Below are 24,586 nucleotides of genomic sequence, written 5' to 3' on the forward strand. Positions count from 1 at the left end.
CTCGAATTCTGCGACTGCGACTGCAGATCCGTCAGAACCCGCGCCCCCATGTCGAACTTCATCAGACTCCTCCCTCACCCCGTCAGCCCAGCCGAACGTACGTATGCCATCGTGAACCTCTTGCGTCGCTGATGCAATCAGCAATCGAGCACTGTGACGAACCGATGACACATGCTCATCCACCGTACGCTCAGGCGCCCTTGAGGTGCCGCACCAGCCGCTCGAACTCCTGCCACCCCGCCAGGTCCGACGGATCGCCCGGCAGCGGGTAGTACATCGCGGGGCGCGTCCGCGGCCCGAGTGGAACCGGAGCCTGCGACAGCGGCGTGCGGCGGGCCCGGTCGCCGGGCATCCGGCGGACCTCCTCCGCGCCGAGCACGAAGGCCACCGGCACGCCCGGGCCCTCGAAGCGCGGCGGTACCGCCAGGTCACGGCGGGCTTTGCGAATCTGCACGAGCATCGACAGCAGGTTGTGGCGGGTCGCCAGGACCTCCGCCACGCGGGTCAGCGCCTCCGTCGGCACCACCTCGTCGGCGCCGTAACCGAAGGCCAGGGTCACCTCCTCCTCGACGCCCGCCTTGGTACGGGTCACCCGCACCGTCGCCAGGCCCGGCCGCTCGGGGCTGCCCACCACCACGAACCAGCTCGGCTCGGGTGCCCGCTCGAACGCCACGTCGGTCAGCTGCCGCGGCGACCAGGGCAGGTTCGCGGGCTCCGCCGTGCCCCACCCGGCGGGGGGAGCGCCGGTGAGCTCGCTCCACACCGCCTCCAGGGCGCCGCCGAGGACGAGGCGGTCGTCCGCGGGGTGCGCCGTACGGAAGGTGAGGGCCAGCTGGCGCTCGCCCGTCTCGGAGACCTCCTGGAAGGTGGCCGCGACCGGGGTGTTCAGGTCCGTGGGGGTCGCGTCGGGCGAGGCGACCGTGGCGAACATGCCGTGCTGCCACGCCAGTACCGCCCCGGAGCGGCCGTCGTAGTAGCCCTCGCGCTCGTCCTGCACGACCCACCGCGAGGGCCAGTCGCCCAGGGTGTCCCGTACGGCCGGCGAGAGGGTGGTGCCCGCCGGGCTGACGATCTGCAGGCCCAGACCGGCGTTGGCGCTGGCCCGGAACGCGTCCGCGAGCCAGGCCGTCATCGCCACGACCGGGCGGTCCTGGATCACGACGGCGACCTTGTCGGTGAGCACGTCCACGGCGGGCTGGGCGGCCGCCGGCGTCGGCGCCACCCCCACCCCGTCGCTCTCCACCACGGCCAGGTTCCGCGCGGCCTGCGGCGGCCAGGCCGCGCCGCCCGCCAGCAGGGCGAGCCGGGCCGCGAAGGTCCCCGCGAGCCGCTCGGCCTCGGCGACGCCGGTCGTCGCGCGGGCCTCGGTCCACCAGAACGGCAGCGGCGGCGGCGTGGCCCCCAGGAGCCGCTCCGCCTCCCCCGCGACCTGCACGAGCAGCGGCGCCTCGATGGAGACCAGCGGCCGGCCCTGCTCGTCGCAGAGCTGTACGACGGCGCCGTCGCCCTCCGTGCCCACCATCTTGTCGGGGCCGCCGGAGAGCAGGCCCGCGAGCACGTGCAGCGGTTCGGGCATCCGCTCGGTGAGCGCGATGACGTCCTTGGTCATATGAGGTCCTGGTCTCCTATTCGGGCGAGTACACGGTCTGGATCAGGCGGTTCGACTGGCCGCGGCGGATGAGCACACCGCGTCCCGCCGGCTGCTGCGAGGCGTACACACCGGGGAACAGCTGCCCCTCGCTGCGGTCGCCCGCCATCAGCACCGCCGACGCCCCCGACTCGCGCAGCCCCTGCACCAGGGGCTCGTACATGCCGCGCGAGGCGCCGGCGACCCGGCGCGTCAGCACGAAGTGCAGGCCGATGTCGACGGCCGAGGGGATGTACGGGAGGAACGGGGCGAGCGGTGACTGGCCGGCCGTGGTCAGTACGTCGTAGTCGTCGACCAGCACCACGATCCGCGGCCCGCTGCCCCAACTGCCGGGCTCCAGGTCCTCGATGCGCGCGCTGTCGTCCGGCAGCCGCTTGTCCAGCTCGGTGGCGATGCCCGCGGAGAGGCCCGCGCACAGCTTGGCGTTGTACGCGTAGCCGCCCGCGTACTCCTCCGGGACCACCCCGCGCAGCGCGCGCCGCGGGTCCATGACCGCGAAGACCAGCTCGTCCTCGCCGTAGCGCTCGATGAGCCCGGCCGCGACGGTCTTGAGCATGTTCGTCTTGCCGCTCTCGCTGTCGCCCAGGACCAGCAGGTGCTGGTCGTGCCCGAACAGGTCCAGCAGCACCGGCGCGAGCGCGCTCTGGTCCAGCCCGATCGGGACCCGCTTGGGCTCGGCGACCGGCCCGGGCAGCAGGTGCGGCTCCAGGACGTGCGGCAGCACCCGTACCGGCTGGGCGACCTCGCCGGCCCAGGTGGCGCGGACGGTACGGGCCGTGCGCTCCAGCACCGCGCCCAGTTCGGAGTTGTCGGCGAGGCCGTCGGTGCGGGGCAGCGCGACCTGCGCGAAGAGCTTGCCGTCGGTCAGGACGCGGCCGGGCTCGTCGGGCGCCAGGGTCTCGGCGAGCTTGCGCTCGATGCTGGACTCGCTGGGGTCGTTGAGCCGCAGCTCGACGCGGGTGCCGAAGTTGGACTGGGCGGCGATGCGCACGTCGTTCCAGCGGAGCATGCCCGCGACGACGTGGATGCCGTAGCCGCCGCCGCGCTTGAGGACGTCCATGACGGCGTCGTCGAGCTCCTCGAAGTCGTCGCGCAGCGCCCCGAACCCGTCGATGACCAGCACGATCTCCGCGGAGGCCAACTGCGGCAGCCGGCCCGCCGCGTGGAGGGAGCGCAGCTGCTCGACGGAGTCGATGCCGTGGTCCCGGAAGAGGTCCTCGCGGGCGGCGAGCATGTTGCGTACGACCTCGACGGTGCGGGCGGCGCGCTCGCGGTCCGCGCGGCCGGCGATGCCGCCGACGTGCGGGAGCCCGGACAGGGCCTGGAGGCCGCCGCCGACCAGGTCGAGGCCGTAGATTCCGACCTGCTGCGGGGTGTGGGTCAGTGCCAGGGAGAGCACCAGGGTGCGCAGCAGGGTCGTCTTGCCGGACTGCGGGCCGCCGATGACGGCGGCGTGGCCGCCCGCGACGGTGAGGTCCAGGAACCACTGGCCCTGCCACTGCTTCGTCGGGTCGTCGAGCAGGCCGAGCGGCACCTGGAGCGGGCCCCGGCGCGCGGCGAGCTGCATGCCGCGCCCGCCGACCTCGACCGGGCCGGCCACCTTGTCCAGGGCCAGCGCGGAGGGCAGCGGCGGCAGCCAGATCTGGCGCACGCCGGGGGCGGCGTTCTCCAGCTGCCCGACGATGACGCCCATCTCGGTCGGTCCGGTCTCGCGGCGTCGCAGCGAGGGCTCCGCCGGGCCGGTGTCCGCGGAGCCGGCCAGGGTGTTGAAGGCCTCGTACTCGAGGGCGAGCGGCCCCGAGGTGGCGTCCTCGTGGCGCTGCACGGGTCCGCGGTAGCCGCCGGAGACGTAGCTCGCCTTGAACCGCTCGTAGTGGCTGGTGTCGACCTTGAGGTAGCCGAAGCCGGGCAGCGGCGGCAGGTGGAAGGCGTCCGTGGTGTCGAGGACGGTGCGGGACTCGTCGGCGGAGAAGGTGCGCAGGCCCAGCCGGTACGAGAGGTACGTGTCCAGGCCGCGCAGCTTGCCGCCCTCGATGCGCTGGCTGGAGAGCAGCAGGTGCACGCCGATGGAGCGGCCGATGCGGCCGATGGACAGGAACAGGTCGATGAAGTCGGGCTTGGCGGTGAGCAGTTCGCCGAACTCGTCGATGACGACGAACAGGTGCGGCAGCGGGTCCAGGTCGGGCCGCTTCTCGGCGCGCAGCGCGGCGTAGTCGCCGATGTCGGCGACGTTGCCGGCGTCCTTGAGGACCTGCTGGCGGCGCTTGACCTCGCCCGCGAGGGAGGCGTGGACGCGCTCGACGAGGCCGGCCTGGTTCTCCAGGTTGGTGATGACACCGGCGACGTGCGGCAGGTCGGCGAACGGCGCGAAGGTGGCACCGCCCTTGTAGTCGACGAGGACGAGGGCGAGGTCCTCCGGCGGGTGCGTCGCCACCAGCGCGAGGACGAGCGTGCGCAGCAGCTCCGACTTTCCGGAGCCGGTCGCGCCGACGCACAGGCCGTGCGGGCCCATGCCGAGCTCGGAGGACTCCTTCAGGTCGAGCAGCACCGGCTCGTGGGAGTCGCTGATGCCGATCGGGACGCGCAGGAAGGCGCGCTCGCCGCGCGGCGCCCACAGCCGGCCCAGGTCCAGCCGGGCCACGTCGTCGATGCCGAGGAGGTCGGCGAAGTCGACGGGGCCGGACAGCGGGGCGTCGATGAGCGACTCGGCGGACAGCCGCAGCGGCGCGAGCATCCGGGCGAAGCCCTCCGCGAAGGAGATGCCGACCTCGTCCACGGTGCCGTGGGCGCTGATCGGCTCGGCCTCGCGGAGGTCCTCTATGAGCACCTGGTCGCCGTCCACGGTGATGCGTACGCCGACGTGACCGGGCTCCTGTACGCGCTGCTCCAGCAGGTGCAGCACGGTGACGCCCATGTCGCGCAGGCCCACCGCGTCGTCCGGGAGCGGCAGGTCGACGGCGTCCTCGCCGTGGCCGTCGGTGACGACGAGCAGCCGGGAGTTCATGGCCAGGGCGTCGCGCCCGGACAGGCCGCGGCGGACCTCGGCGGCGTAGGAGGCGCGGCGGCGCAGTTCGGGGCCGATCTGGCGGGCGAGCTGGGGTGCGGAGGGCGCGATCCTGCGGGCGGCCACGGGCCCGTCGAGCTGCTCGGTGTCGAGGAGGTGGGGCATCCACTTGGCCCACTCCCAGTCGGCGAGCCGGTCCCCGGGCACGGCCAGGGCCATCGCCACGTCGTCGGGGGCGTGCAGGGCCGCGGCCTGGACGAGCAGGGCGCGCGCGACGCGCAGGCAGTCCTCGCGGGGGCCGATGACGCTGACGTTGCCGACGCGGTCGAGCGGGACGGTGAGCGGCAGTTCGTTGCCGGTGCGGAAGCGGGACATCAGCGCCGACGCCTCGTTCAGCATGAACTGGTCGGGCGGGGTGAGGACCGTGGAGCCCTGCTGGGCGATGGACAGGTCCCGTACGGGCATCTCGCCGGTGCCGACCCGCACGCGCAGGAAGTCGCCGTCGACGCGGCGGCGCTCCCACATGCGGGCCGGGTCGCGGACGATGTCGTACAGCGCGCCGGGCGGCGGGTTGAGGACGTCGGCGCGCTCGCGCCGCTCGCGCTCCTCGGCCGAGAGCTCCTCGCGCAGTTCCTCCAGGTAGGCCAGGTAGGCCTCGCGCTGGGTGCGGCGGGTGCGCTGGGCCTTGCCGCGCTGCGAGAAGACGAGCGCCATCGAGCCGATGATGGTGACGACGAGGATGATCGCGCCGAGCCCCGCGAACTGGCTGTTGCGCACCACCGTCATCATCACGACGGACGACATGACGCCGGCGACGGGCAGCAGCGACATCGCGATGTTGCCGCCCTTGCCCTCGGGCAGGTTGGGCGGGGCCTCGATGGTGCGGGCCCCGGAGGCGGCCGCGGGACGGGTGGTGCGGGCCGGGCGGTGGATCAGTCGGGTGCTCATCGTCTTCGTCTTCGTCCGTCGTCCGTCAGTCCGTCAGGTCCGTCAGTGGCGCTGCTGCGAGAGCTGGAACACGTCCGCGGCGAGGCGGACGACGGCTTCCCGGGTGGGGTGGGCGAGGAGCTCGGTACGGATCGCCCCGCCGGCCGCCAGGTGGCGGTCGTACGGGAGGACCTGCACGCTCGCACCGGTGCCCTTGAGCATGCGGGCGGCCTCTTCGAGGTCGAGCACGGCGTGCGGGACCAGTTCGGTCAGCACGACGATGGTTCCGGCGATCACGTGCGGGGGCAGGCCCTGCATCCACTGGAGCACCGCGTAGGTGCTGGTGACGCCCTCCAGGGTGGCGGGGGCGGTCAGGATCCGGGCCTGGGACGCGGACAGCGCGACGCGGGCGACCTCGGCGGGCAGGGTCTCGCAGTCGACGACCGCGACCCCGAAGTACCGGCGCAGGGCGACCATGGCCCGCTCGTAGGCGCGGGCGTCGAGCATGGCGCCGATCTGGCCCTGGCTGCCGGGGAGCAGCCAGGCGTTGCCGGGGAGCTGGACGAGGTAGCCGGTGATGTCGAGCAGCGACATCTGCGGCTCGACGATGTCGGCGACGTCGCCGGTGGTCCAGCGCAGCGTCTCGGCGCCGAGGCGCAGGGGCAGCGAGCCGAGGGCGGGGTCGGCCTCGACGAGGAGCACCGGGTCCTGGCGGTAGTGCGCGTACGTGGTGCCGAGGAGCGCGGCGACCGTGGTCTTGCCGGCGCCGCCGCGGATGGAGGTGACGGCGATCTGGCGGCCGGTGGTGACGGGCTGCTGGAGCACCTCGGCGGTGCGGGTGACGTCTGCGACCTCGCGGGCGGCGGAGGAGGAGACGGTACGCCGCAGCGCGCGGGCGGCGCGGGCCGCGAAGCCCTCGCCGTGCCGGGCCTTGCCCTTGGCCGCGACGAGCCCCTGCTCGACGACGGGCCGCGAGCCGGGCGCGCGGGTCGCCTGCGGGTGGGCCTGGCCGTGGCCCTGCGCGGGCTGGGCCGGCACCTGACGCGGGACCTGGGCCTGGGCCTGGGCCTGGGCCGGCTGGGGCTGCGGGTAAGCCTGCTGCTGCGGCTGCGGGTACCCGTACCCCTGCGGGGCGGCCGCCTGCGGCGCCTGGCCCTGCGGGTAGCCGTAGCCCTGCTGCTGCGCCGGCTGTCCCTGCGGGGAGCCGTACCCGTGCGGGCCCTCGGCCTGCGGGTACGGCTGCTGCTGGGGCTGCGGGTAGCCGTAGCCCTGCGGGGGCTCGGGCTGTTCGGGCTCAGCCGGGGGCTGAGCCGCGCCGGACCTCAGGTCTCGCAGCACGTCGCCCTGCCAGTTGTTGTCTCTGTTCGGCATGTCTGCCTCTTCTCCACCCTGCCGAGTCAGAACTTGTTGAGCAGTTGCCCGTACACGCCGAACACACCGAGGGCGAGCGGGAAGAGCCCCACCATCCCGATGGATTCGACCAGGTCCGCCATGCGCCGGAGCCGAACCTGTACGTGGTCCGGCGGCTGCACCGCCAGCACGGCCAGCGGCAGCACCGCGGCCACGCACAGCAGAGCCAGCGGACCGGCGCCCCCGGCGTGCTGCATCCACAGCACGACGAGCCGTACGAAGAGGAACGCCGCGGCGGCGAACAGTGCCACCACCTCGGCGACGAGCGGGAAGGCCCGCGCCCGCGACAGCAGGACCACGGCGGTGAGCGCGGGCAGCGCCACCGTCCACACGCTCGGCTCGTCGGCGAGCGTGAGCAGCCAGCCGGCGCCCGCCGCGGAGGCGGCGGTGGCGATCGTGGCGAGGGCGAGGCCGCGGTGCGTGGCGGCCAGCGCGTTGCCGACCTCGTGGCGGCTGACGGACGTGCCGCCCGAGCGGCGGTCGTCGAGCGCGGTGAGCCCGGAGGCCATCAGCGCGAGTCGCGGCAGCATGCCGAGCAGGACGACGGAGAAGACGACCATGACGGCGCCGATCCGCGCCGGTTCGTCCTGGACGGCGGCGACGGCCTCCCACACGGCGGTGATCGCGCCGACGCCCGCGGCGCCGAGCAGGCCGCCCTTGCCGAGCGGCGAGAAGTAGCCGAGCAGGAGCAGCGAGAGGATCAGCGAGCCCGCGACGGCGGCGAGCCGGGCCGCGCCCGGCCAGGCGTACGCGTCGGCGGCGGTCCACGCGGTGAGCAGGCCGAGTCCGCCGCCGGCGAGGAGCAGCGCGCTGGCCAGGCCCCGGTTGCCCTGCCCGATCTTCGAGGTGAGCGCGCCGGCGGCCAGCAGGACCAGCGTGACGGCGGCGAGCGCGCCGACCAGGGACTCGAGTGCGAACTCGCGGCGGGCGAGCACGGCCGCGGTCAGCGCGAGGCCGATGGTCGCCACGCCCGCGCTGGCCCGTCGGGCGACGGGGCGCCAGCGCCAGGCCTGGAGGTCGAGGTCGTCGGCCACCAGGTCGGTGACGTCGTGGACGACGGGCGCGGGCGGCGCGGAGTGCGTCCGCACGAGGCGCAGCACGGCGCCGTCGGCGACCCCGGCCGAGAAGAGGGTGCTGTCGTGGGGCAGCGCGGAGCCGTCGGACGTGATCAACTGCCGGGTCATCGGACGCGATGCGGCCCGGTCGTCCAGCAACTGCAGTATGTCCGGGAGCAGTTGTCCGATCGGAGTGTCCGAGGGCAGGACGATGTCGGCCCGGCGTCGCTCGCCGACCAGGGTCACCCGGCTCAGTTGCGCCCGGGAAGTCGTTGCTGTGCTCACCACTTACGGGAACCTATCATCGCGGCATTGGGATCAATCGGGCATACAGGACAGAGCGCTGTGGCCGGCTTGCTCCCCGCCCCACTCCCCCTGCGAACATTCACGGTTTGGCCGAATTCGCCGGATCGCCGGGCTTGGGCGACTGGCTCGACTTCGGGGGCTTCGGGGAGGCGGACTTCGAAGCCTTCGGAGAGGCCGGCGAACCGGTCGAGGGCTTGCCCGACGCCTTGCCCGACTGCGGGGCTGCGGACTGACCGGACTGACCGGACTGACCGGACGGCGTCGGCTGCGCGGGCGGCGCGTACTGCTGCGACTGGCGCTCCTGTTGCTGCTTCTGCTCGGCCTTCTGCTTCGCCAGGGTCGTCTGGAGGAACGACCAGCCGACGCACCCCGCGCAGAGCACGGCCGCGATGGCTATCCCCGCGAAGACCTTCGCGAGCCGCTCGTCGGCCGTGCGCCGCGCCCGCTGCGCACCGAAGAGCAGGGCGTCCCGCATCCGGCGCCGACGTACGGCGACCGACTCCAGGAGCTGGCTGTCGTAGTCCCTTGCCATCCAATTCCCCCTACTTTGCCCCTGCAACACAAGGCTTCGGCGAGCGGGCAGTGGAACCCAGGATAAGGGCAGGGTAAGAGGCGGTCGCCATTGCGTACGAGCGGGGAAGCGGGCCGGGCGCCCGCGCTACTTGGCGGCCCGGGCCGCCAGGGCGGTGTTGAGTTCCAGGACGTTGACGCGGGGCTCGCCCATGAAGCCGAGGGTGCGGCCGTCGGTGTGGTCCCTCACGAGCTCCTGGACCTGCTCGACGTCGAGGTGGTTGCGCTCGGCGACCCGGTGCACCTGGATCTCGGCGTACCGCGGGGAGATGTGCGGGTCCAGGCCGGAACCGGAGGAGGTGACGGCTTCGGCGGGGATCTGCGCCTCCTGCGGGGTGTAGCCGGGGACGGTGTTGTCGGCGAGCACCTTCGCCTTGGCCTCATGTACGGACTTCAGCAGGCCGGGGTTGTCCGCAGCCTTGTTGGTGGCGCCGGAGAGCAGCAGCTCGTACTGGGTGTTGATGCTGTTCGCGCCGAGTCCGGCGGCCGGGCGGCCCTGGAACCAGCGCAGGTCGTCCCCGTAAGACTGGCCGATGAGGGAGGAGCCGACGACCCGTCCGCTCCCGTCCTTGATCTCGGAGCCGTTGGCCTTGTCGTTGAAGGCGGCCTGGGCGATCCCGGTGACGGCGAGCGGGTAGAGCACGCCGCAGATGACCGTCATGACCAGCAGGGCCCGCAGGCCCGCACCGATCAGACGTACGGTGCTGGATACAGAGTTCATGGCGGATCAGCCGATTCCGGGGATGAGGGAGATGAGCAGGTCGATGAGCTTGATGCCGATGAACGGGGCGATCAGGCCGCCGAGTCCGTAGAGGCCGAGGTTGCGGCGCAGCATCTTGTCGGCGCTGGTGGGCCGGTACCGGACGCCCTTGAGGGCGAGCGGCACCAGGGCGATGATGATCAGCGCGTTGAAGATGACCGCGGAGAGGATCGCGGACTGGGGCGAGTGCAGCCCCATGACGTTGAGCTTGTCCAGGCCCGGGTAGGCCACGGCGAACATGGCGGGGATGATCGCGAAGTACTTGGCGACGTCGTTGGCGATGGAGAAGGTCGTCAGCGCGCCCCGGGTGATCAGCAGCTGCTTGCCGATCTCGACGATCTCGATGAGCTTGGTCGGGTTGGAGTCCAGGTCCACCATGTTCCCGGCCTCCTTGGCGGCCGAGGTACCGGTGTTCATGGCCACCCCGACGTCGGCCTGGGCGAGGGCGGGGGCGTCGTTGGTGCCGTCGCCGGTCATCGCGACGAGCTTGCCGCCCGCCTGCTCCCGCTTGATGAGGGCCATCTTGTCCTCGGGAGTGGCCTCGGCGAGGAAGTCGTCGACACCCGCTTCCTCGGCGATGGCCTTCGCGGTCAGCGGATTGTCGCCCGTGATCATGACGGTCTTGATGCCCATGCGGCGCAGCTCCTCGAACCGCTCGCGCATGCCCTCCTTGACCACGTCCTTGAGGTGGATGACGCCCAGGACCCGGGCGCCGTTCTCGTCCTCCCGGGCGACGAGGAGCGGCGTGCCGCCGGCCGCCGAGATGGCGTCGACCTTCTCTCGCGCGTCGGGGGCGAGGGTGCCGCCCTGCTCGCCGACCCACGCCGTGATCGCGGAGGCGGCGCCCTTGCGGACCTTGCGGCCGTCCACGTCCACGCCGGACATACGGGTCTGCGCCGTGAAGGGGATCCAGTCGGCTCCGGTCAGCTCGCCCTGGTGGCGTTCCCGCAGGCCGTACTTCTCCTTCGCGAGGGTCACGATGGAGCGGCCCTCGGGGGTCTCGTCGGCCAGGGAGGAAAGCTGCGCGGCGTCCGCGAGTTCGGCTGCCGCCGCGCCCTTGACCGGCACGAACTCGCAGGCCTGGCGGTTGCCGAGGGTGATGGTGCCCGTCTTGTCCAGGAGCAGCGTCGACACGTCGCCCGCCGCCTCGACGGCGCGCCCGGACATGGCCAGCACGTTGCGCTGGACCAGACGGTCCATGCCCGCGATGCCGATCGCGGAGAGCAGCGCCCCGATCGTCGTCGGGATCAGGCAGACCAGCAGCGCGACCAGCACGATCATCGACTGCTCGGCGCCCGCGTAGATCGCGAAGGGCTGCAGGGTGACCACGGCCAGCAGGAAGACGATCGTGAGTGAGGCGAGCAGGATGTTCAGCGCGATCTCGTTGGGGGTCTTCTGCCGGGCCGCGCCCTCGACCAGGTTGATCATGCGGTCGATGAAGGTCTCGCCCGGCTTCGTCGTGATCTTGATGACGATCCGGTCCGACAGCACCTTCGTACCGCCCGTGACGGCGCTGCGGTCGCCGCCCGACTCCCGGATCACCGGCGCCGATTCACCCGTGATCGCCGACTCGTCCACCGAGGCCACGCCCTCGACGACATCCCCGTCACCGGGAATGACGTCGCCCGCCTCGCAGACCACCAGGTCGCCGATGCGCAGCTCCGTGCCCGGCACCTGCTCCTCCACGGCGCCGGCCAGCCGGCGGGCGACCGTGTCCGTCTTGGCCCTGCGCAACGTGTCCGCCTGCGCCTTGCCACGGCCCTCGGCGACGGCCTCCGCGAGGTTCGCGAAGATCGTCGTCAGCCACAGCCAGGCGGCGATCGCCCAGCCGAAGAGGTTGCCGGGGTCGGCCATCGCCAGCGCGGTGGTCAGTACGGAGCCGATCAGGACCACGAACATGACCGGGGACTTGACCATGATCCGCGGGTCGAGCTTGCGCACGGCGTCCGGGAAGGACTTGACCAGTTGCTTCGGGTCGAACAATCCCCCGCCGACCCGGCCCTGTTCGGGCTTGTGGCCGGACGGCGCGTCCTCGTGCGGAGCGCGGGTGGGAGTGATGGTGCTCATGAGGCCAGCCCTTCGGCAAGCGGACCCAGCGCGAGGGCGGGGAAGTAGGTGAGGCCCGTGACGATGAGGATCGTGCCGACGAGCAGGAACGTGAACAGCGGCTTCTCGGTGCGCAGGGTGCCCGCCGTGGCGGGGACGGGCTGCTGTTCGGCGAGCGAGCCGGCCAGCGCGAGGACGAAGACCATGGGCAGGAAGCGGCCGAGCAGCATGGCCAGCCCGGTGGTCGTGTTGAACCACTGGGTGTCGGCGTTGAGCCCGCCGAAGGCCGAGCCGTTGTTGTTGCCGGCCGAGGTGTAGGCGTAGAGGATCTCGGTGAAGCCGTGCGCGCCGCCGTTGGCCATCGAGTGGACGGGGGTCGGCAGTGCCATCGCGACGGCCGTGAAGCCGAGGACGAGCGCCGGGGTGACGAGGATGTAGCAGGCCGCGAACTTGATCTCGCGGGTGCCGATCTTCTTCCCCAGGTACTCGGGCGTGCGCCCGACCATCAGACCGGCGATGAAGACGGCGATGATCGCCATGATCAGCATGCCGTAGAGGCCGGATCCGACACCGCCGGGCGCGATCTCGCCCAACTGCATGCCCAGCAGCTGGATCCCGCCGCCCAGTCCCGTGTAGGAGGAGTGGAAGGAGTTGACCGCACCGGTCGAGGTCAGCGTGGTGGCGACCGAGAAGATCGCGGACGCGCCGATCCCGAAGCGGGTCTCCTTGCCCTCCATCGCACCGCCGGCGGCCTGGAGCGCCGGACCGTGGTGGGCGAACTCCGTCCACATCATCAGCGCGGTGAAACCGAGCCAGATGGTCACCATCGTCGCGAGGATCGCGTAGCCCTGCCTGACGCTGCCGACCATGCGGCCGAAGGTGCGGGTCAGCGCGAGCGGGATCAGCAGGATCAGGAAGATCTCGAAGAGGTTCGAGAAGGGCGTCGGGTTCTCGAAGGGGTGGGCCGAGTTGGCGTTGAAGTAGCCGCCGCCGTTGGTGCCCAGCTCCTTGATGACCTCCTGCGAGGCCACCGCTCCGCCGTTCCACTGCTGCGAACCGCCCATGAACTGCCCGACACCGTGGATGCCGGAGAAGTTCTGGATGACCCCGCACGCGACCAGCACCACCGCGCCGACCACGGACAGCGGGAGAAGGATCCGGACCGTGCCGCGCACCAGATCCGCCCAGAAATTGCCGAGTTCACCGGTGCGCGAGCGCGCGAAGCCCCGTACGAGAGCCACGGCGACGGCCATGCCGACGGCCGCGGACAGGAAGTTCTGCACCGCCAGGCCGCCCGTCTGCACGACGTGGCCCATGGCCTGCTCACCGGCGTACGACTGCCAGTTCGTGTTCGCCACGAAGGAGGCGGCCGTGTTGAAGGCCTGGTCCGGCTCGATGGCGGCGAAACCGAGCGAGCCGGGCAGCTGGCCCTGGAGGCGCTGGAGCAGGTAGAGGAACAGGACGCTCACCGCCGAGAAGGCGAGGATCGAGCGCAGGTAGGCGGGCCAGCGCATCTCGGCGTCCGGGTTGGCGCCGATGGCCTTGTAGATCCACTTCTCGGGGGCGCGGTGCCGCTTCGAGGTGTAGACGCGGGCCATGTACTCGCCCAGCGGACGGTAGGCGAGGGCCAGCGCGGCGACGAGCGCCAGCAGCTGGAGCACCCCGGCAAGAACGGGACTCATCGGGGCTAGAACCTCTCCGGGAACACGAGGGCCAGGACGAGATAGCCCAGCAGGGACACGGCGACCAGCAGACCGACGATGTTTTCGACGCTCACAGCCTGGTCACCCCCTTGGCGACGAGTGCCACCAGCGCGAAGACCGCGATCGTGGTGACGACGAAGGCCAGGTCGGCCATCGTGAGCTCCCGGTGGGTGCGAGGGTGTTTTTCGGACATCTCCGAGTGGAACGCCTTTTCGACGCCTCCCCGCTCCCCTTGACGGGCCTCATACGCCCCGCAGCACGGCCTTGACGATTCCCTGACGGGGGGCCGCCCGGGCCGGGCACCCCGGGCAGTCTGTATTTCATATAGCGGAAATTCATTTCCGCGATACGGCACTCGGGTTATGCTCCGGCACACCCGGAACCCGCCCCGCAGGCGGGCATCGGCGCGGCCATCGCCCGCCGCCTGGCCCGCGAAGGCATCCGCGTCAACGCCATCGCGCCCGGCCTGATCGACACCCCCTGGTACGTCGACGGCGGCCGGCACGTCGTCTGACCACGCCCCGGGCCGCCCCGGACCGCCCCAGACCGCCCCCAAGGTCACCGCGGCCATCCAGGAGCAGGCGGCGAAACTGTGCACCGTCGCGCCCGGCTTCGCCGTCGACGTGCGCTCCGAGGCGGCCCGGCTGATCGCCGAGCGCACCCCCGGCGACCTCGACAAGATCTTCTTCACCAACGGCGGGGCCGAGGCCGTCGAGAACGCCGTCCGCATGGCCCGGCTGCACACCGGCCGGCCCAAGGTGCTCTCCGCCTACCGCTCGTACCACGGCGCCACCTCCACCGCGATCAACCTCACCGGTGACGCCCGCCGCTTCGGCAACGACACCGCGACCGCCGGCGTCGTGCACTTCTGGGGACCGTTCGCCTACCGCTCGCCCTTCTACGCCACCACCGGGGCCGAGGAGTGCGAGCGGGCCCTGCGCCACCTCGAGGACACCATCGTCTTCGAGGGCCCGCGGTCCATCGCCGCGGTCATCCTGGAGACCGTCGGCGGCGCCCCGGGCGTGCTGGTCCACCCGGACGGCTACCTCGCCGGCGTGCGCGAGCTCTGCGACCGCTTCGGCATCCTGTTCATCCTCGACGAGGTCATGGTCGGCTTCGGCCGCACCGGCGCCTGGTTCGCCGCCGACCACTGGGGCATCACCCCCGACCTGCTCTGCTTCGCCAAGGGCGTCACCAGCGGATACGTCCCGCTCGGCGGTGTCGCCCTCTCGGCCGCCGTCGCCGAGACCTTCGCCCGGCGCCCCTACCCGGGCGGGCTCACGTACTCCGGGCACGTGCTGGCCTGCGCGGCGGCGGTCGCCACGGTGGGCGTCATGGCCGAGGAGGGCATCGTCGAGCAGTCCGCCCGTACCGGCACCGAGCTGCTGGGACCGGGCCTGCGCGCGCTCGCCGAACGGCACCCGTCGGTCGGCGAGGTCCGGGGGCTCGGCACCTTCTGGGCCCTGGAACTCGTACGGGACGGGGCCACCCGCGAGCCGCTGGTCCCGTACAACGCGGCGGGCGCCGACAACGCGCCCATGACGGAGTTCGGGGCGGCCCTGAAGAAGGGCGGCCTGTGGCCGCTGCTCGCCGGGAACCGCATCCACCTCGCCCCGCCGTGCAACATCTCCCCCGAGGACGTGGCCAAGGGCCTGGCGATCCTCGACGAAGCCCTGTCGGTCACCGACGCGCACACCACCTGACCTGCACAGCCATACGGTCGCCCAATCCGTGGGTGCCGCTCTCGGAGGATCCGCGCCGTTCCGAACGGCACGGGGACGTGCTGGAATCCGAGAGAGCACCTACGGACCGGGATGCACGTCAGTCCCGGGGCGGTCCTCCGTGACCGAACGGCGGGGAGCGGGCTGACCGCTGGACGCCGGGCGTACGGGATCCAGTCGGCCGGACTCCGTGTACCCGAAGGAAGTCATCCCATGAGCAAGCACGTCCTCGCCCAGAACCAGTACGGCAAGGCCGAGAACCGCATCGTCAAGGTCACCCGCAAGGGCAGCGACGGTTCCTGGCACGAGATCCGCGACCTCAACGTATCCGTCGCGCTCCGCGGCGAGTTCCGCGACGTCCACCTGACCGGCGACAACGCCAACTGCCTGCCGACCGACACCACCAAGAACACGGTGTACGCCTTCGGCAAGGAGCACGGCATCGACTCCCCCGAGGCCTTCGGCATCCTGCTCGCCAAGCACTTCGTCTCCTCCCAGGAGCCGATCCGCGAGGCCCAGATCCGCATCGAGGAGTACGTCTGGGACCGCATCCCGGTCCCGACGCGCAAGGAGCAGCACTCCTTCGTCCGCAAGGGCCAGGAGGTGCGCACCGCGCAGATCACCTACAGCGAGACGACGGGCCTGCAGGTCATCTCGGGCCTGAAGGACCTGACGGTGATGAACTCGACCAACTCCGAGTTCCACGGCTACATCAAGGACGAGTACACGACCCTCCAGGAGGCGTACGACCGCATCCTGGCGACCAAGGTCACCGCCCGGTGGGCGCACTCGGCGCTGGCCGCCGACGACGCCTCGCACGACTGGGACCAGTCGTACAAGAAGGTCCGCAAGAACATGCTGGAAGCCTTCGCGGAGACGTACTCGTACTCGCTGCAGCAGACGCTGAACCAGATGGCCGGGCGAGTGCTCGACAACTGCCCCAAGGTCAACGAAGTTCGGCTCAACCTTCCCAACAAGCACCACTTCCTCGTCGACCTGGAGCCCTTCGGCCTCAAGAACGACAACGAGGTCTACTTCGCGGCGGACCGGATGTACGGCCTGATCGAGGGCACCGTCCACCGTGACGGCGTGCAGCCGGTGATCGCGACCTCCGACTGGATCGTGGCCTAGGCGCGCCGGCGGTCGTCACGGCCGGGTCCGGACCCGGGCCCGGGCTGTCCCACCAGGAGGTTCCAGCGGCCGGAGCGGCCCGTGAGGCTCGTCTGCGAGTCCGGGCGTACGTCGAGCCGCCAGAAGGCCTGCGCCGGCAGCTCCAGAGCGGCCACGACGGCCGCCCTGGCGAAGGCCTGGTCGGCGGTGACCCGGTGGGTGCCGGGCTCCAGGCCGGCCAGCCACGTCCCGGCGCGGGCGGCGAGCGCCTCGACGGACTCGCCGCCGGGCGGGGCGAACGCGGGGTCCGTCAGCCAGCTCCGCACCGCGGCCGGGTCCTCGGCGGCCACTTCGTCCAGGGTCCGCCCCGCCCATCGGCCGGTTTCCAGGCCGTACGGGCCGCCGTGGCCGAAGCGGAGCTGCCGCATCTCACCGTCGAGGGCTGGGGTGACCAGGTGAACTCGTACCAATGAGGGGTTCATAAAGGGAGCGTAAGCGCGGTACGGTCTCGGACGACATAACTACATGACGACGGTACGACGGAAGCACCGGTGGGAATCCGGCACGGTCGCGCCACTGTGAGCACTCCCCGCAGGGGAGGCGAGTCAGACCCGCCGCCGTCGTCGCGAGCACCACTGACCGGGACGCGTGTTCCCTCTGGAGGTACCTGCCATGGCCCACCCCGCCGTGCCGACGACGGCTCCCGCCGTCGCCCCCATCTCTCTCTCCGCGCTCGCCCCCTGGGCCCTGTTCGCCGGGGTCCTCATGCTCGCCCTGCTGTACCTCGTCGGCGCCGAGCAGGGCGCCACCGCGATCTTCGAGGGCGACACCATCCACGAGTGGATGCACGACGGTCGTCACCTCCTCGGCTTCCCCTGCCACTGATCTCCACACCGGCAAGGGAAGAACGAACGTGAACCCTGTATCCCCCCGCGTCCTGCTCGTCCGGGGCATGCTCGCCGGCCTGCTGGCCGGCGTCGCGGCCTTCCTCGTCGCCTACCTGCTGGGTGAGGCCAAGGTCGACGCGGCCATCGCCATCGAGGAAGCCGGCGCCCACGCCGCGCACGACCACGCCGAGGAGGGCCCGGTCAGCCGGACCCTCCAGGCCACGGCCGGGCTCGGCACCGGCACCCTGCTCTACGGCGTGGCCATCGGCGGCATCGCCGCGCTCGTCTTCTGCTACGCCCTCGGCCGCATCGGCCGCTTCGGCCCGCGGGCCACGGCCCTGCTGGTCTCCGGCGGCCTGTTCCTCACCGTCAACCTGGTCCCGTTCCTCAAGTACCCGGCCAACCCGCCGGCCGTCGGCGACCCCGACACGGTCGTCCGGCGGACCACGCTGTTCGTGCTGATGATCGCCCTGAGCGTGCTGCTCGCCTCGGCCGCGCTGATCCTGGGCCGGCGCCTCGCGCCGAAGCTCGGGAACTGGAACGCCACGGTGCTCGCCTCGCTCGCGTTCGTGGCGGCGGTCGGCGTCGCGTACGCCCTCCTGCCCGGCATCAACGAGGTTCCGGAGGACTTCCCGGCCGCGCTGATCTGGAACTTCCGCCTCGCGTCCCTGGGCATCCAGGCCGCGATGTGGACGACTTTCGGCCTCGCCTTCGGTTTTCTAGCCGAACGGGCCCTTGCGCCGGCCACCGCACCCAAGGAGGCTGTGCAGCCCGCAAGTTGACGAAGGAAGGGCCGGTAGCGAATGCCGACGGCGATCAAGGAATGGCGAGGCTGGACGGGCGCCGCCCCGTTCTGGCTGAACTCGTTACTCCTGCTCCTGGCCCCCTTCACCGCTGTCACTCTGCTCGCCCAGATCGGCATCATCACGGCCCTGGCCGCCGTCGGCGGGCTGGCCCGCCATCTCTGGTTCGGTGACTACGGCCACCCGGCAGTGCACACGGCCGCCGCGCTCATGGGCGCGGCGGCCGCGGCGTTGGTGGTGGTCTGAGGCCGGGCTCCTCCAGGGCGTTGCCGCCGGCGCCCGAGGCCCGCCCTTGACGTTCTCACCCTTTCGGGCGCACGACTTCCACGGCCCGCTCCGCGGCCGACTCACCGGCCGCCATCTGCGAAGACATCCGGATCCCGGCACGAGTCGGCCGTGACCCGCCGTCAGTCCCTCGTGTTCCACGGGGTGCAGAGGCCCTCGGGGGAGTCCACTGCTCTCAGGACCCGGCCGCCCGAGCCGGACCAGAAGGGAATTCCATGCCCCGCGCCAAGTGGGTCGTCGGCGTGCTGACGACAGGTCTGCTGTTCGCCGGCATGGGGGTGTTGCGCGCCACCGAAGGTGCGAAGCCGGCCGCGGCGACCGCCGGTGACGCACTGCCGTCCCGGGCGCTGGGCCTGTCAGGCCCCCGCCGGCTGGTCCAGCAGTTGGAGCACTCCGGCGGACACACCCCCGGCAAGGGGGCCCGGCGGTCGGTGCGCGCGGGCATCGGGCCCCTCCGGCCCGCCCGCCCGCTGCGGCTGCTGATCCCGGCCCTGCGGGTGGACGTACCGCTCACCGGCGAGGACGCGGGGGCCGTGTCCCAGGAGGGCGCCGCCTGGGACACGACCGAGCCCGCTCCCGGCGCGGCGGGTACCGCCGTGGTCAGCGGGGACTTCCCGCGTCTGGCCGAGCTGCGCCGCGGGGCGACGATCGAGGTCCCGCGCGCGGATCGGCGTACGGCCGTGTTCACCGTGTACCGGATCTCGCCCGCCGGCATCACCGGCCGCGGGCAGCCGGCCGGCCGGGCCCAACTGCGGCTGGTCAGTGGTGAGACCGCCGTCCTGGCCCGGCTGACGGGGCAGCGCCGAAGCCCCCGTTGATGCCGACTGTTGATGCCGGGCGTTGATGCGGCTGTCAGCCGTGCGGGCTGTCTTCGTCCGCCGGTCGGGGGCTTCTGCGGCCCTTGCGGGGAGCCGCCCGGCATGTCGGGGCACACCCCCCGCATGAGCGGGACGCGACGTACGCGGATGGCACTGGCCAGGGCCCTGACGGTGGCCTGCGTCGTGCTGCTGTGCGCCTTCGGCGCCGGTCCGGCCGCAGCGATCGCGGCCTCGGCGGGAATCGAGTCCCGCCCCGCGCACTCGGCGCCCGCCGAGCCCACCGAGGGCCCGTCCGATCCGGCCGGGGACCCCGAGGTCCGTATCGCCGCACGACCGGCCGTACGCGGGACCCCGGGCGTACGACGCCCGCAGCGGCCGGTGTTTCACGTGAAACATCCCGGCCGGGAGCCGGGCGGGGCCCGGTGCGCGGGCCCGTACGGGACGGGGACGGCCGCGCCGGCGGCGTCCCCGCGGACGACGCGGAGTGTGGTGCTGCGCTGCTGAGCGATGGGGCCTGTGAACACGCCCTGGCAGCAGCATCCCCCACACCCCCCGAACACCCGTGAGGTTCCGCCATGCCCATCGACCCCTACGCCGCCCTGAACGCCATGCTCCGCGCGGAGGCGGCCCGCTTCTCACCGCCCGCACCGGTCCGGCAGCCCGCCGAGAGCGCCACCGCCACCGCCGTGGCCGTCGAATCCGAGGGCGAACCGCCGGCGACCTCCCCCGCGGCCGACTCGGCCGCGTAGCCGCCGCCCCCGGACATGGGGAGGCACCGGTTCCCGCGCCTCGCAACGGAGAGTGGTCACGTGAGGTTCGACCACGGGCACGGGAACCGGCGCCGCCATCAGTCTCGGCCGTGCGGGCACCCGCCCGCCTCAGGCTTTCGTACGGGGTGACCGGGCCGAAAGTACGGGCTGGTCCGCTGGTCCTTCCCCTGGCCCTCCCCTAATCCTCCCGCGTGTAATAGCGGTAGAAGGCCGCCAGGCCGACACCCGCCGCGACCGCGAGGGCGATGCCGACGGAGCGCAGCACGCTGTGGTCGGTGAGGCTGTAGAGGTAGCCGAAGGCGATCCCGGCGAAGGCTCCGTACGCCGCGGCGTGCAGCTCGCGCTTCAGCCTGGGCCCGATGCGGGCCAGGGCGATGAGGCAGGCGGCGAAGAGCGCGCCGCACAGGATTCCGTAGAAGACGTTGCCCGCGTCGACCGGGCCCGTCTGGCGCTTCATGAAGGCGGCGTAGACGCCGTAGACGAGTCCGAGGAGCAGGGGGAGCGCCATCTCGCTCTTGCTCAGGTGGGTCGTGTCCGCCATCTGCCGGTGCCGCCTGGGGGCGGTGGGTGCCGCATGTGCCATGACGGGCTCCTCTCTTCCACCATTCAGGGCACACCCGCTACCCCCGACCGGCAAGTGGATCAAGCCTCAGGCCCCGCGTACGGCCACCGCGTCCACCTCGAACAACATGCCCGGCAGGGCCAGCGCGGCCACGCCGATCAAGGTCTGGGCGGGCAGTTCGGTGCCCCAGGTGGCGTGCAGGTGCTCCAGGAGGATCTCCAGTTTCCGTTCGTCGTGCCCGACGATGTACGTCCCGATGCGGACGACGTCGGCGGGACCGAGGCCGACGGCGGCCAGGGCGGTGCGGAGGTTGGCGAAGGCCTGCTCGACCTGGTCCGCGAAGTCCTCGGAGACGACGTGGCCGCTCTCGTCGCTGCCGTACTGGCCGGCTACGAAGACCTGCTCGCCGGGCGCGGAGACGACGTGGCCGTAGCCGTAGCCGGTGGGGTCGTGGAGTCCTGCCGGGTTGGTGATGCTGCGCGTCATCGTCTGGCTCCTCGGTCGGTGATGTGGGTGCCGGTGGGCGGGTCGGCCGTCACCGCGCCTCCAGCCAGGCGCGGAGCCGGGCCGGGGCCTCGGGGGCCTGCCGCTCGGCCTGCCGCCGGATCCCGTCGAGGTCCTGCTCGGCGAGGGCGCGGCGCCAGGCCAGACCGGCCCGGGCCATGGCATGCGCGATGGCGCAGTCGGCGGAGTCGGCGGAGTCGGCGGAGTCGGCGGAGTCGGCAGCGGCGGAGTCGGCGGGGTTCGCGGCGGCGGGCCCCGCGCCGGGGCCCTGGCGGCGGATCTCCGCGCACCGGAAGGCCTCCTCCGTCCCCTCGATGGCGGCGACCACGTCCATGAGCGTGATGGCGGACAGCGGGCGGGCCAGCCGGAAGCCGCCCCGCGGCCCGGGGGTGGAGGTGAGGATCCCCGCCCGGGCCAGCGCCTGGAGCTGCTTGTTGAGGTAGGTGGCGGGCAGGTCGTGCCACGCGGCCAGCCGCGCCGCCGAGACGGCCCGCCCGGGCCCGCTCCAGGCCAGATTGACGCAGCTGTGCAGCGCCCACTCCACGCCTTCGCTCATCTTCATAATCTGGATACTAGATGTCCAGATTACTGGGCCGCAAGAGCCGACACACCACCCGCCCGCAGCAGCAACGCGCGCATCGGGCCGCCGACCGGCTTTCCCTGGTGACGTGCGCACCTTTCTCTCGGCGGTACTCATCGGGCTCGTGGCCCTCCTCGTGCCCGCGAGCGCCGTCGCGTACTGGGCCGACCACGAGCTGGGCAGCGCCGACCGGTACACGGCCGCCATGTCACCGCTCGCCGGGAACCCGGCCGTGCAGGGGGTCGTCGTCACCCAGGCGGCCCGCGGCCTGTCCGGGCAGATCGACGCCGGCCCCTTCCAGGGCGGTGTCGACGCCCTGCTCGGCGAGGCCCTGCACTCCTTCGTCGGCACCCCCGCCTACCGGACCGCCTGGGACGCCGCGAACCGCGCCGCGCACGCCGCCTTCCTGCAAGCCCTCACCACCGGCCACGGGGACGCCGTCACCATCGACCTCGCACCCGTGATCGAGCAGGTCAAAGGGGTGCTCGTCGAGGACGGGGTACCTCTTGCCGACCGCATCCCCGTGACCCACATCTCGGTGAAGGTCATGGAGTACGACAATCTCGGCGCGCTCCGGAAGGGCTTCCGCATGCTGCAGATCGCCGGCATCTGGCTCCCCGTCCTGACCCTGGTGCTGGCCGCGGCCGCCATCGCGCTCGCGGTCCACCGGCGCCGCGCCGTGATCGCCACCGGGCTCGGACTGGCCGTCGGGGCGGCCCTGTTGGGGCTCGCCGTGGGGGTGTGCCGGCGGCTGACCCTGGACGACCTCCCCGCCGACGTCGACCGGCCCGCGGCCGAGGCGGTCTACGACGCGCTCACCGCCTTCCTGCGCACCACCGCCTGGGTGGTGCTCGCGATCGGACTGGCCACCGCGTTGGCCGCCTGGCTGACGGGCCGCCTGCGCCGCACCCCATAAGCTCGGAAGGGACAGAAAGGACGCAGACGAGAACACCCGACCCGGACGGCCCAGACGAACACAGACAAGACACAAGGGCGCAGAACCGATTCGCAAGTGGCGGCACGGAAGCGGAATGAGCACCGAACAGATACCGTCCGGGCGGGCCCGGAACAATCCGCTGGCTCCACCCTCCTGGCTGCTCCACGGGCTGCGGCCGAGTTCCGCACCGATCCCCTGGGCGGCCGTGGCACGGGCGGGCATCGCGATGGCCGCCCCGCTCGCCGTCGGCTTCGCCCTCGACGAACCCGAGTACGGCGCGCTCATGTCCATGGGCGCCCTCTCCGGGGTCATCGGCGACACCGCCGACGCCTACCGGATGCGGATCCTCAACATCGCCGTCCCGCAGCTCCTGGGAGCCGTCGGCGTGGCACTGGGCACCCTCGTGTTCGGGCACGGCTGGCTCGCCGTCGGCCTGCTCACCCTGATCGCCCTGGTCTCCGGGATGATCTCCTCGATCGGCACGGTCGCCTCCGTGTCCGGGCTGCTGCTCCTGCTCTACGCCGTCGTCGGGGCCGGGCTGCCGATGCCCGAGCCCTGGTGGACGGCGCCGCTGCTGCTCAGCGCGGGCGGCCTGTTCGTCCTCCTGCTGACCCTGCTGGGCTGGCCGCTGCGCGGGCGGCAGCCGGAGCGGGCCGCCGTCGCCGCCGGCTACCGGGCGCTGGCCGACACCCTGGAGGCCGCGGGCGGACCCGCGTACGAGGAGCGCCGTCAGCAGCTCACCCACGCCCTGAACCAGGCCTACGACCTCGTCCTGGGCCGGCGGGCCCGGGTGCACGGGCGCAGCCCCTCCCTGGTGCGGCTGCTGGCCCAGCTCAACGTGCTGATCCCGCTGGTCGAGGCCGCTCCCGCCGCCCACCTGCGCCGCAGACCGCTGCCGCCCGAGATCCCGGCGGCCGTACGGGAACTGGCGGCGGGAGTCGAAGAGGGCCGCACGGGCACTCCCGTACTGGACCTGCCCGAACCGCACGTCCCGTCCGAGCGGGCCCTCGACGCGGCCCTGCGGCACGCGGCGACCATCGTGCTGCTGGCCGAGCCGGACCCGTACAACGTGGACGACCGGCTCGGCCGGCCCGCCGCGCTGCGGATCCGCGCCCGGCGGGCCGTGCGCGACATGATGCTGTCCCCGGCCTCCTGGCGGTACGGGCTGCGCCTCGCGCTGTGCATCGGGCTGGCGCAGGTGCTGGTCTCGGTGGTGGAGATCGAGCGCTCCTACTGGGTCGCCCTCACCGTCACCTTCGTGCTCAAGCCCGACTTCGGATCCGTCTTCTCCCGCGCCGTGCTGCGGGCGCTCGGCACCGCGGGCGGGCTGGTCATCGCCGCCGCCGTACTCTCCGAGGTACCGCGCGGCTGGTGGGACGTACCGGTGATGGTCGTGCTCGCCGCGCTGATCCCCGCCTTCTCCGCCAAGGGGTACGCCTTCCAGACCGCCGCGATCACCCCGGTGATCCTGCTGCTCTCGGACCTCCTCAACCACCAGGGCTTCGACCTGATCCGGCCCCGGCTGCTGGACAGCCTGATCGGTTGCGCCATCACCCTGGTCGCGGGGTACCTGCTGTGGCCCGAGAGCTGGCGCACCCGCATCGGCGACCGGCTCGCGGACGCCGTGGACGACGCCGCGCGGTACGTGGAGCGGGCGTTCGGCGGCCACCCCGAGACCGAGGCAGGGCTGCGGGCGGCGCGGACCGCCCGGCTGCAGGCCCGGCGGCGGATCTACCGGGACCTGTCGAGCCTGCGCAGCGAGTTCCAGCGGGCCCTGACCGAACCGCCGCCGATGGGGGCGCGGGCCGCCGCGTGGTGGCCGCTGGTCGTCGCCGTCGAGCGGATCGTGGACGCGACGACCGCCGCGCGGGTCCGGGTCAACCACGGGGCCGAGGCGCCCGCACCGGGCGAGGTCGACACGGTCACGCGACAGCTGCGCGCCCTGGCCGACGGGGTGCGCAGCAGCCCGATCCCGGTACGGGTCGACGCACCGGGGGAGGGCAACGAGTCGAGCGTCCTGGCGCCGGTCCGCCAAGAAGTGGCAGCGGCCCGCGCCATCGCCCATCCGGGCGTGTGACGAAGACCCGCGCCCCTGCCCCCAGGGCTGCGGCGCAGGCCCGGACCCCACGCCGACGGGCCCGGAGCCGGCCTATTCAGCCTCGCCGGCGTTTGACGCGCGG

At 72.5% G+C, this 24,586-nt stretch carries 23 protein-coding genes, 1 pseudogene and 1 riboswitch; of the genes and pseudogenes, 10 read left to right on the top strand and 14 right to left on the bottom strand.

Annotated elements, in window-relative coordinates:
* Positions 1-190 precede the first annotated feature (190 nt).
* From ACFWB8_RS26925 to ACFWB8_RS26970, 10 genes are all read right to left on the bottom strand, one after another.
* A complete protein-coding gene (locus ACFWB8_RS26925) occupies positions 191-1,609 on the bottom strand; it encodes a DUF6177 family protein (RefSeq protein WP_385232267.1) in 1,419 nt (472 codons plus the stop codon).
* A 16-nt stretch (positions 1,610-1,625) separates the two neighbouring features.
* The gene (gene eccCa, locus ACFWB8_RS26930; protein ID WP_385232270.1) at positions 1,626-5,600 is read right to left on the bottom strand and encodes a type VII secretion protein EccCa; all 3,975 of its coding nucleotides are present in this window, start codon (positions 5,598-5,600) and stop codon (positions 1,626-1,628) included.
* A 42-nt stretch (positions 5,601-5,642) separates the two neighbouring features.
* The gene (locus tag ACFWB8_RS26935; protein WP_385232273.1) at positions 5,643-6,950 is read right to left on the bottom strand and encodes a MinD/ParA family protein; all 1,308 of its coding nucleotides are present in this window, start codon (positions 6,948-6,950) and stop codon (positions 5,643-5,645) included.
* 26 nt (positions 6,951-6,976) lie between these two features.
* Positions 6,977-8,332, bottom strand: coding sequence for a type VII secretion integral membrane protein EccD (gene eccD, locus ACFWB8_RS26940; RefSeq protein WP_385232276.1), 1,356 nt, complete (start codon positions 8,330-8,332; stop codon positions 6,977-6,979).
* Between the two features lie 97 nt (positions 8,333-8,429).
* Positions 8,430-8,882 carry a hypothetical protein gene (locus tag ACFWB8_RS26945; RefSeq protein WP_385232279.1) on the bottom strand — a complete coding sequence of 151 codons (453 nt, stop codon included), beginning with the start codon at positions 8,880-8,882 and terminating at the stop codon, positions 8,430-8,432.
* Positions 8,883-9,008: 126 nt separating this feature from the next.
* Entirely contained in the window at positions 9,009-9,641 is a 633-nt protein-coding gene (gene kdpC, locus ACFWB8_RS26950; RefSeq protein ID WP_385232282.1) for a potassium-transporting ATPase subunit KdpC, read from the bottom strand.
* 6 nt (positions 9,642-9,647) lie between these two features.
* A complete protein-coding gene (kdpB, locus tag ACFWB8_RS26955; RefSeq protein WP_385232285.1) occupies positions 9,648-11,747 on the bottom strand; it encodes a potassium-transporting ATPase subunit KdpB in 2,100 nt (699 codons plus the stop codon).
* On the bottom strand, positions 11,744-13,408 hold the full coding sequence (gene kdpA / locus ACFWB8_RS26960) for a potassium-transporting ATPase subunit KdpA (RefSeq protein WP_385232289.1): 1,665 nt from the start codon (positions 13,406-13,408) through the stop codon (positions 11,744-11,746). The genes kdpB and kdpA overlap by 4 nt, the downstream gene beginning before the upstream one ends.
* Positions 13,409-13,413: 5 nt before the next feature.
* Entirely contained in the window at positions 13,414-13,503 is a 90-nt protein-coding gene (kdpF, locus tag ACFWB8_RS26965; RefSeq protein ID WP_385232292.1) for a K(+)-transporting ATPase subunit F, read from the bottom strand.
* The gene (locus tag ACFWB8_RS26970; RefSeq protein WP_385232295.1) at positions 13,500-13,622 is read right to left on the bottom strand and encodes a hypothetical protein; all 123 of its coding nucleotides are present in this window, start codon (positions 13,620-13,622) and stop codon (positions 13,500-13,502) included. Before ACFWB8_RS26970 ends, kdpF begins: the two co-directional genes overlap by 4 nt.
* A gap of 358 nt (positions 13,623-13,980) precedes the next feature.
* Here ACFWB8_RS26970 and ACFWB8_RS26975 point away from each other — a divergent pair.
* Positions 13,981-15,132, top strand: a pseudogene (locus ACFWB8_RS26975) (aminotransferase class III-fold pyridoxal phosphate-dependent enzyme); the annotation flags it as partial.
* A 231-nt stretch (positions 15,133-15,363) separates the two neighbouring features.
* Positions 15,364-16,281, top strand: a complete 918-nt coding sequence (gene pucL, locus ACFWB8_RS26980) for a factor-independent urate hydroxylase (protein ID WP_385232298.1) — start codon at positions 15,364-15,366, stop codon at positions 16,279-16,281.
* Here the strand turns inward: pucL and ACFWB8_RS26985 are convergent.
* Positions 16,278-16,742: a histidine phosphatase family protein gene (locus ACFWB8_RS26985; protein WP_385232301.1), complete on the bottom strand. Its 465-nt coding sequence runs from the start codon at positions 16,740-16,742 to the stop codon at positions 16,278-16,280. The genes pucL and ACFWB8_RS26985 overlap by 4 nt on opposite strands.
* Positions 16,743-16,775: 33 nt before the next feature.
* Positions 16,776-16,894: riboswitch (cobalamin riboswitch) on the top strand.
* Positions 16,895-16,932: 38 nt separating this feature from the next.
* Between ACFWB8_RS26985 and ACFWB8_RS26990 the strand changes: the two genes are divergently transcribed.
* The 6 genes from ACFWB8_RS26990 (at position 16,933) to ACFWB8_RS27015 (ending at position 19,802) form a co-directional block, all read left to right on the top strand.
* Positions 16,933-17,145, top strand: a complete 213-nt coding sequence (locus ACFWB8_RS26990; protein WP_385232304.1) for a CbtB-domain containing protein — start codon at positions 16,933-16,935, stop codon at positions 17,143-17,145.
* A 28-nt stretch (positions 17,146-17,173) separates the two neighbouring features.
* Complete coding sequence (locus tag ACFWB8_RS26995) at positions 17,174-17,929, top strand: CbtA family protein (RefSeq protein ID WP_385232307.1); 756 nt, start codon at positions 17,174-17,176, stop codon at positions 17,927-17,929.
* Positions 17,930-17,950: 21 nt separating this feature from the next.
* A complete protein-coding gene (locus tag ACFWB8_RS27000) occupies positions 17,951-18,196 on the top strand; it encodes a hypothetical protein (RefSeq protein WP_385232310.1) in 246 nt (81 codons plus the stop codon).
* Positions 18,197-18,450: 254 nt separating this feature from the next.
* The gene (locus ACFWB8_RS27005) at positions 18,451-19,053 is read left to right on the top strand and encodes a hypothetical protein (RefSeq protein ID WP_385232313.1); all 603 of its coding nucleotides are present in this window, start codon (positions 18,451-18,453) and stop codon (positions 19,051-19,053) included.
* 123 nt (positions 19,054-19,176) lie between these two features.
* Positions 19,177-19,557, top strand: coding sequence for a hypothetical protein (locus ACFWB8_RS27010; protein WP_385232316.1), 381 nt, complete (start codon positions 19,177-19,179; stop codon positions 19,555-19,557).
* A gap of 71 nt (positions 19,558-19,628) precedes the next feature.
* Positions 19,629-19,802, top strand: a complete 174-nt coding sequence (locus tag ACFWB8_RS27015; RefSeq protein ID WP_385232319.1) for a hypothetical protein — start codon at positions 19,629-19,631, stop codon at positions 19,800-19,802.
* A gap of 199 nt (positions 19,803-20,001) precedes the next feature.
* Here the strand turns inward: ACFWB8_RS27015 and ACFWB8_RS27020 are convergent, their stop codons facing one another.
* The 3 genes from ACFWB8_RS27020 to ACFWB8_RS27030 form a co-directional block, all read right to left on the bottom strand.
* Positions 20,002-20,406 carry a hypothetical protein gene (locus ACFWB8_RS27020; RefSeq protein ID WP_385232323.1) on the bottom strand — a complete coding sequence of 135 codons (405 nt, stop codon included), beginning with the start codon at positions 20,404-20,406 and terminating at the stop codon, positions 20,002-20,004.
* A gap of 66 nt (positions 20,407-20,472) precedes the next feature.
* Entirely contained in the window at positions 20,473-20,871 is a 399-nt protein-coding gene (locus ACFWB8_RS27025; protein WP_385232326.1) for a RidA family protein, read from the bottom strand.
* Between the two features lie 49 nt (positions 20,872-20,920).
* Positions 20,921-21,445, bottom strand: a complete 525-nt coding sequence (locus ACFWB8_RS27030; RefSeq protein WP_385232365.1) for an RrF2 family transcriptional regulator — start codon at positions 21,443-21,445, stop codon at positions 20,921-20,923.
* Positions 21,446-21,557: 112 nt separating this feature from the next.
* On the opposite strand from ACFWB8_RS27030, the gene ACFWB8_RS27035 reads away from it, so the two are divergent.
* Positions 21,558-22,385: a hypothetical protein gene (locus ACFWB8_RS27035; protein ID WP_385232329.1), complete on the top strand. Its 828-nt coding sequence runs from the start codon at positions 21,558-21,560 to the stop codon at positions 22,383-22,385.
* A 115-nt stretch (positions 22,386-22,500) separates the two neighbouring features.
* On the top strand, positions 22,501-24,483 hold the full coding sequence (locus tag ACFWB8_RS27040; RefSeq protein WP_385232332.1) for an FUSC family protein: 1,983 nt from the start codon (positions 22,501-22,503) through the stop codon (positions 24,481-24,483).
* Positions 24,484-24,586 lie beyond the last annotated feature (103 nt).

Source organism: Streptomyces sp. NPDC060031 (assembly GCF_042736805.1).
Lineage (GTDB): Bacteria > Actinomycetota > Actinomycetes > Streptomycetales > Streptomycetaceae > Streptomyces.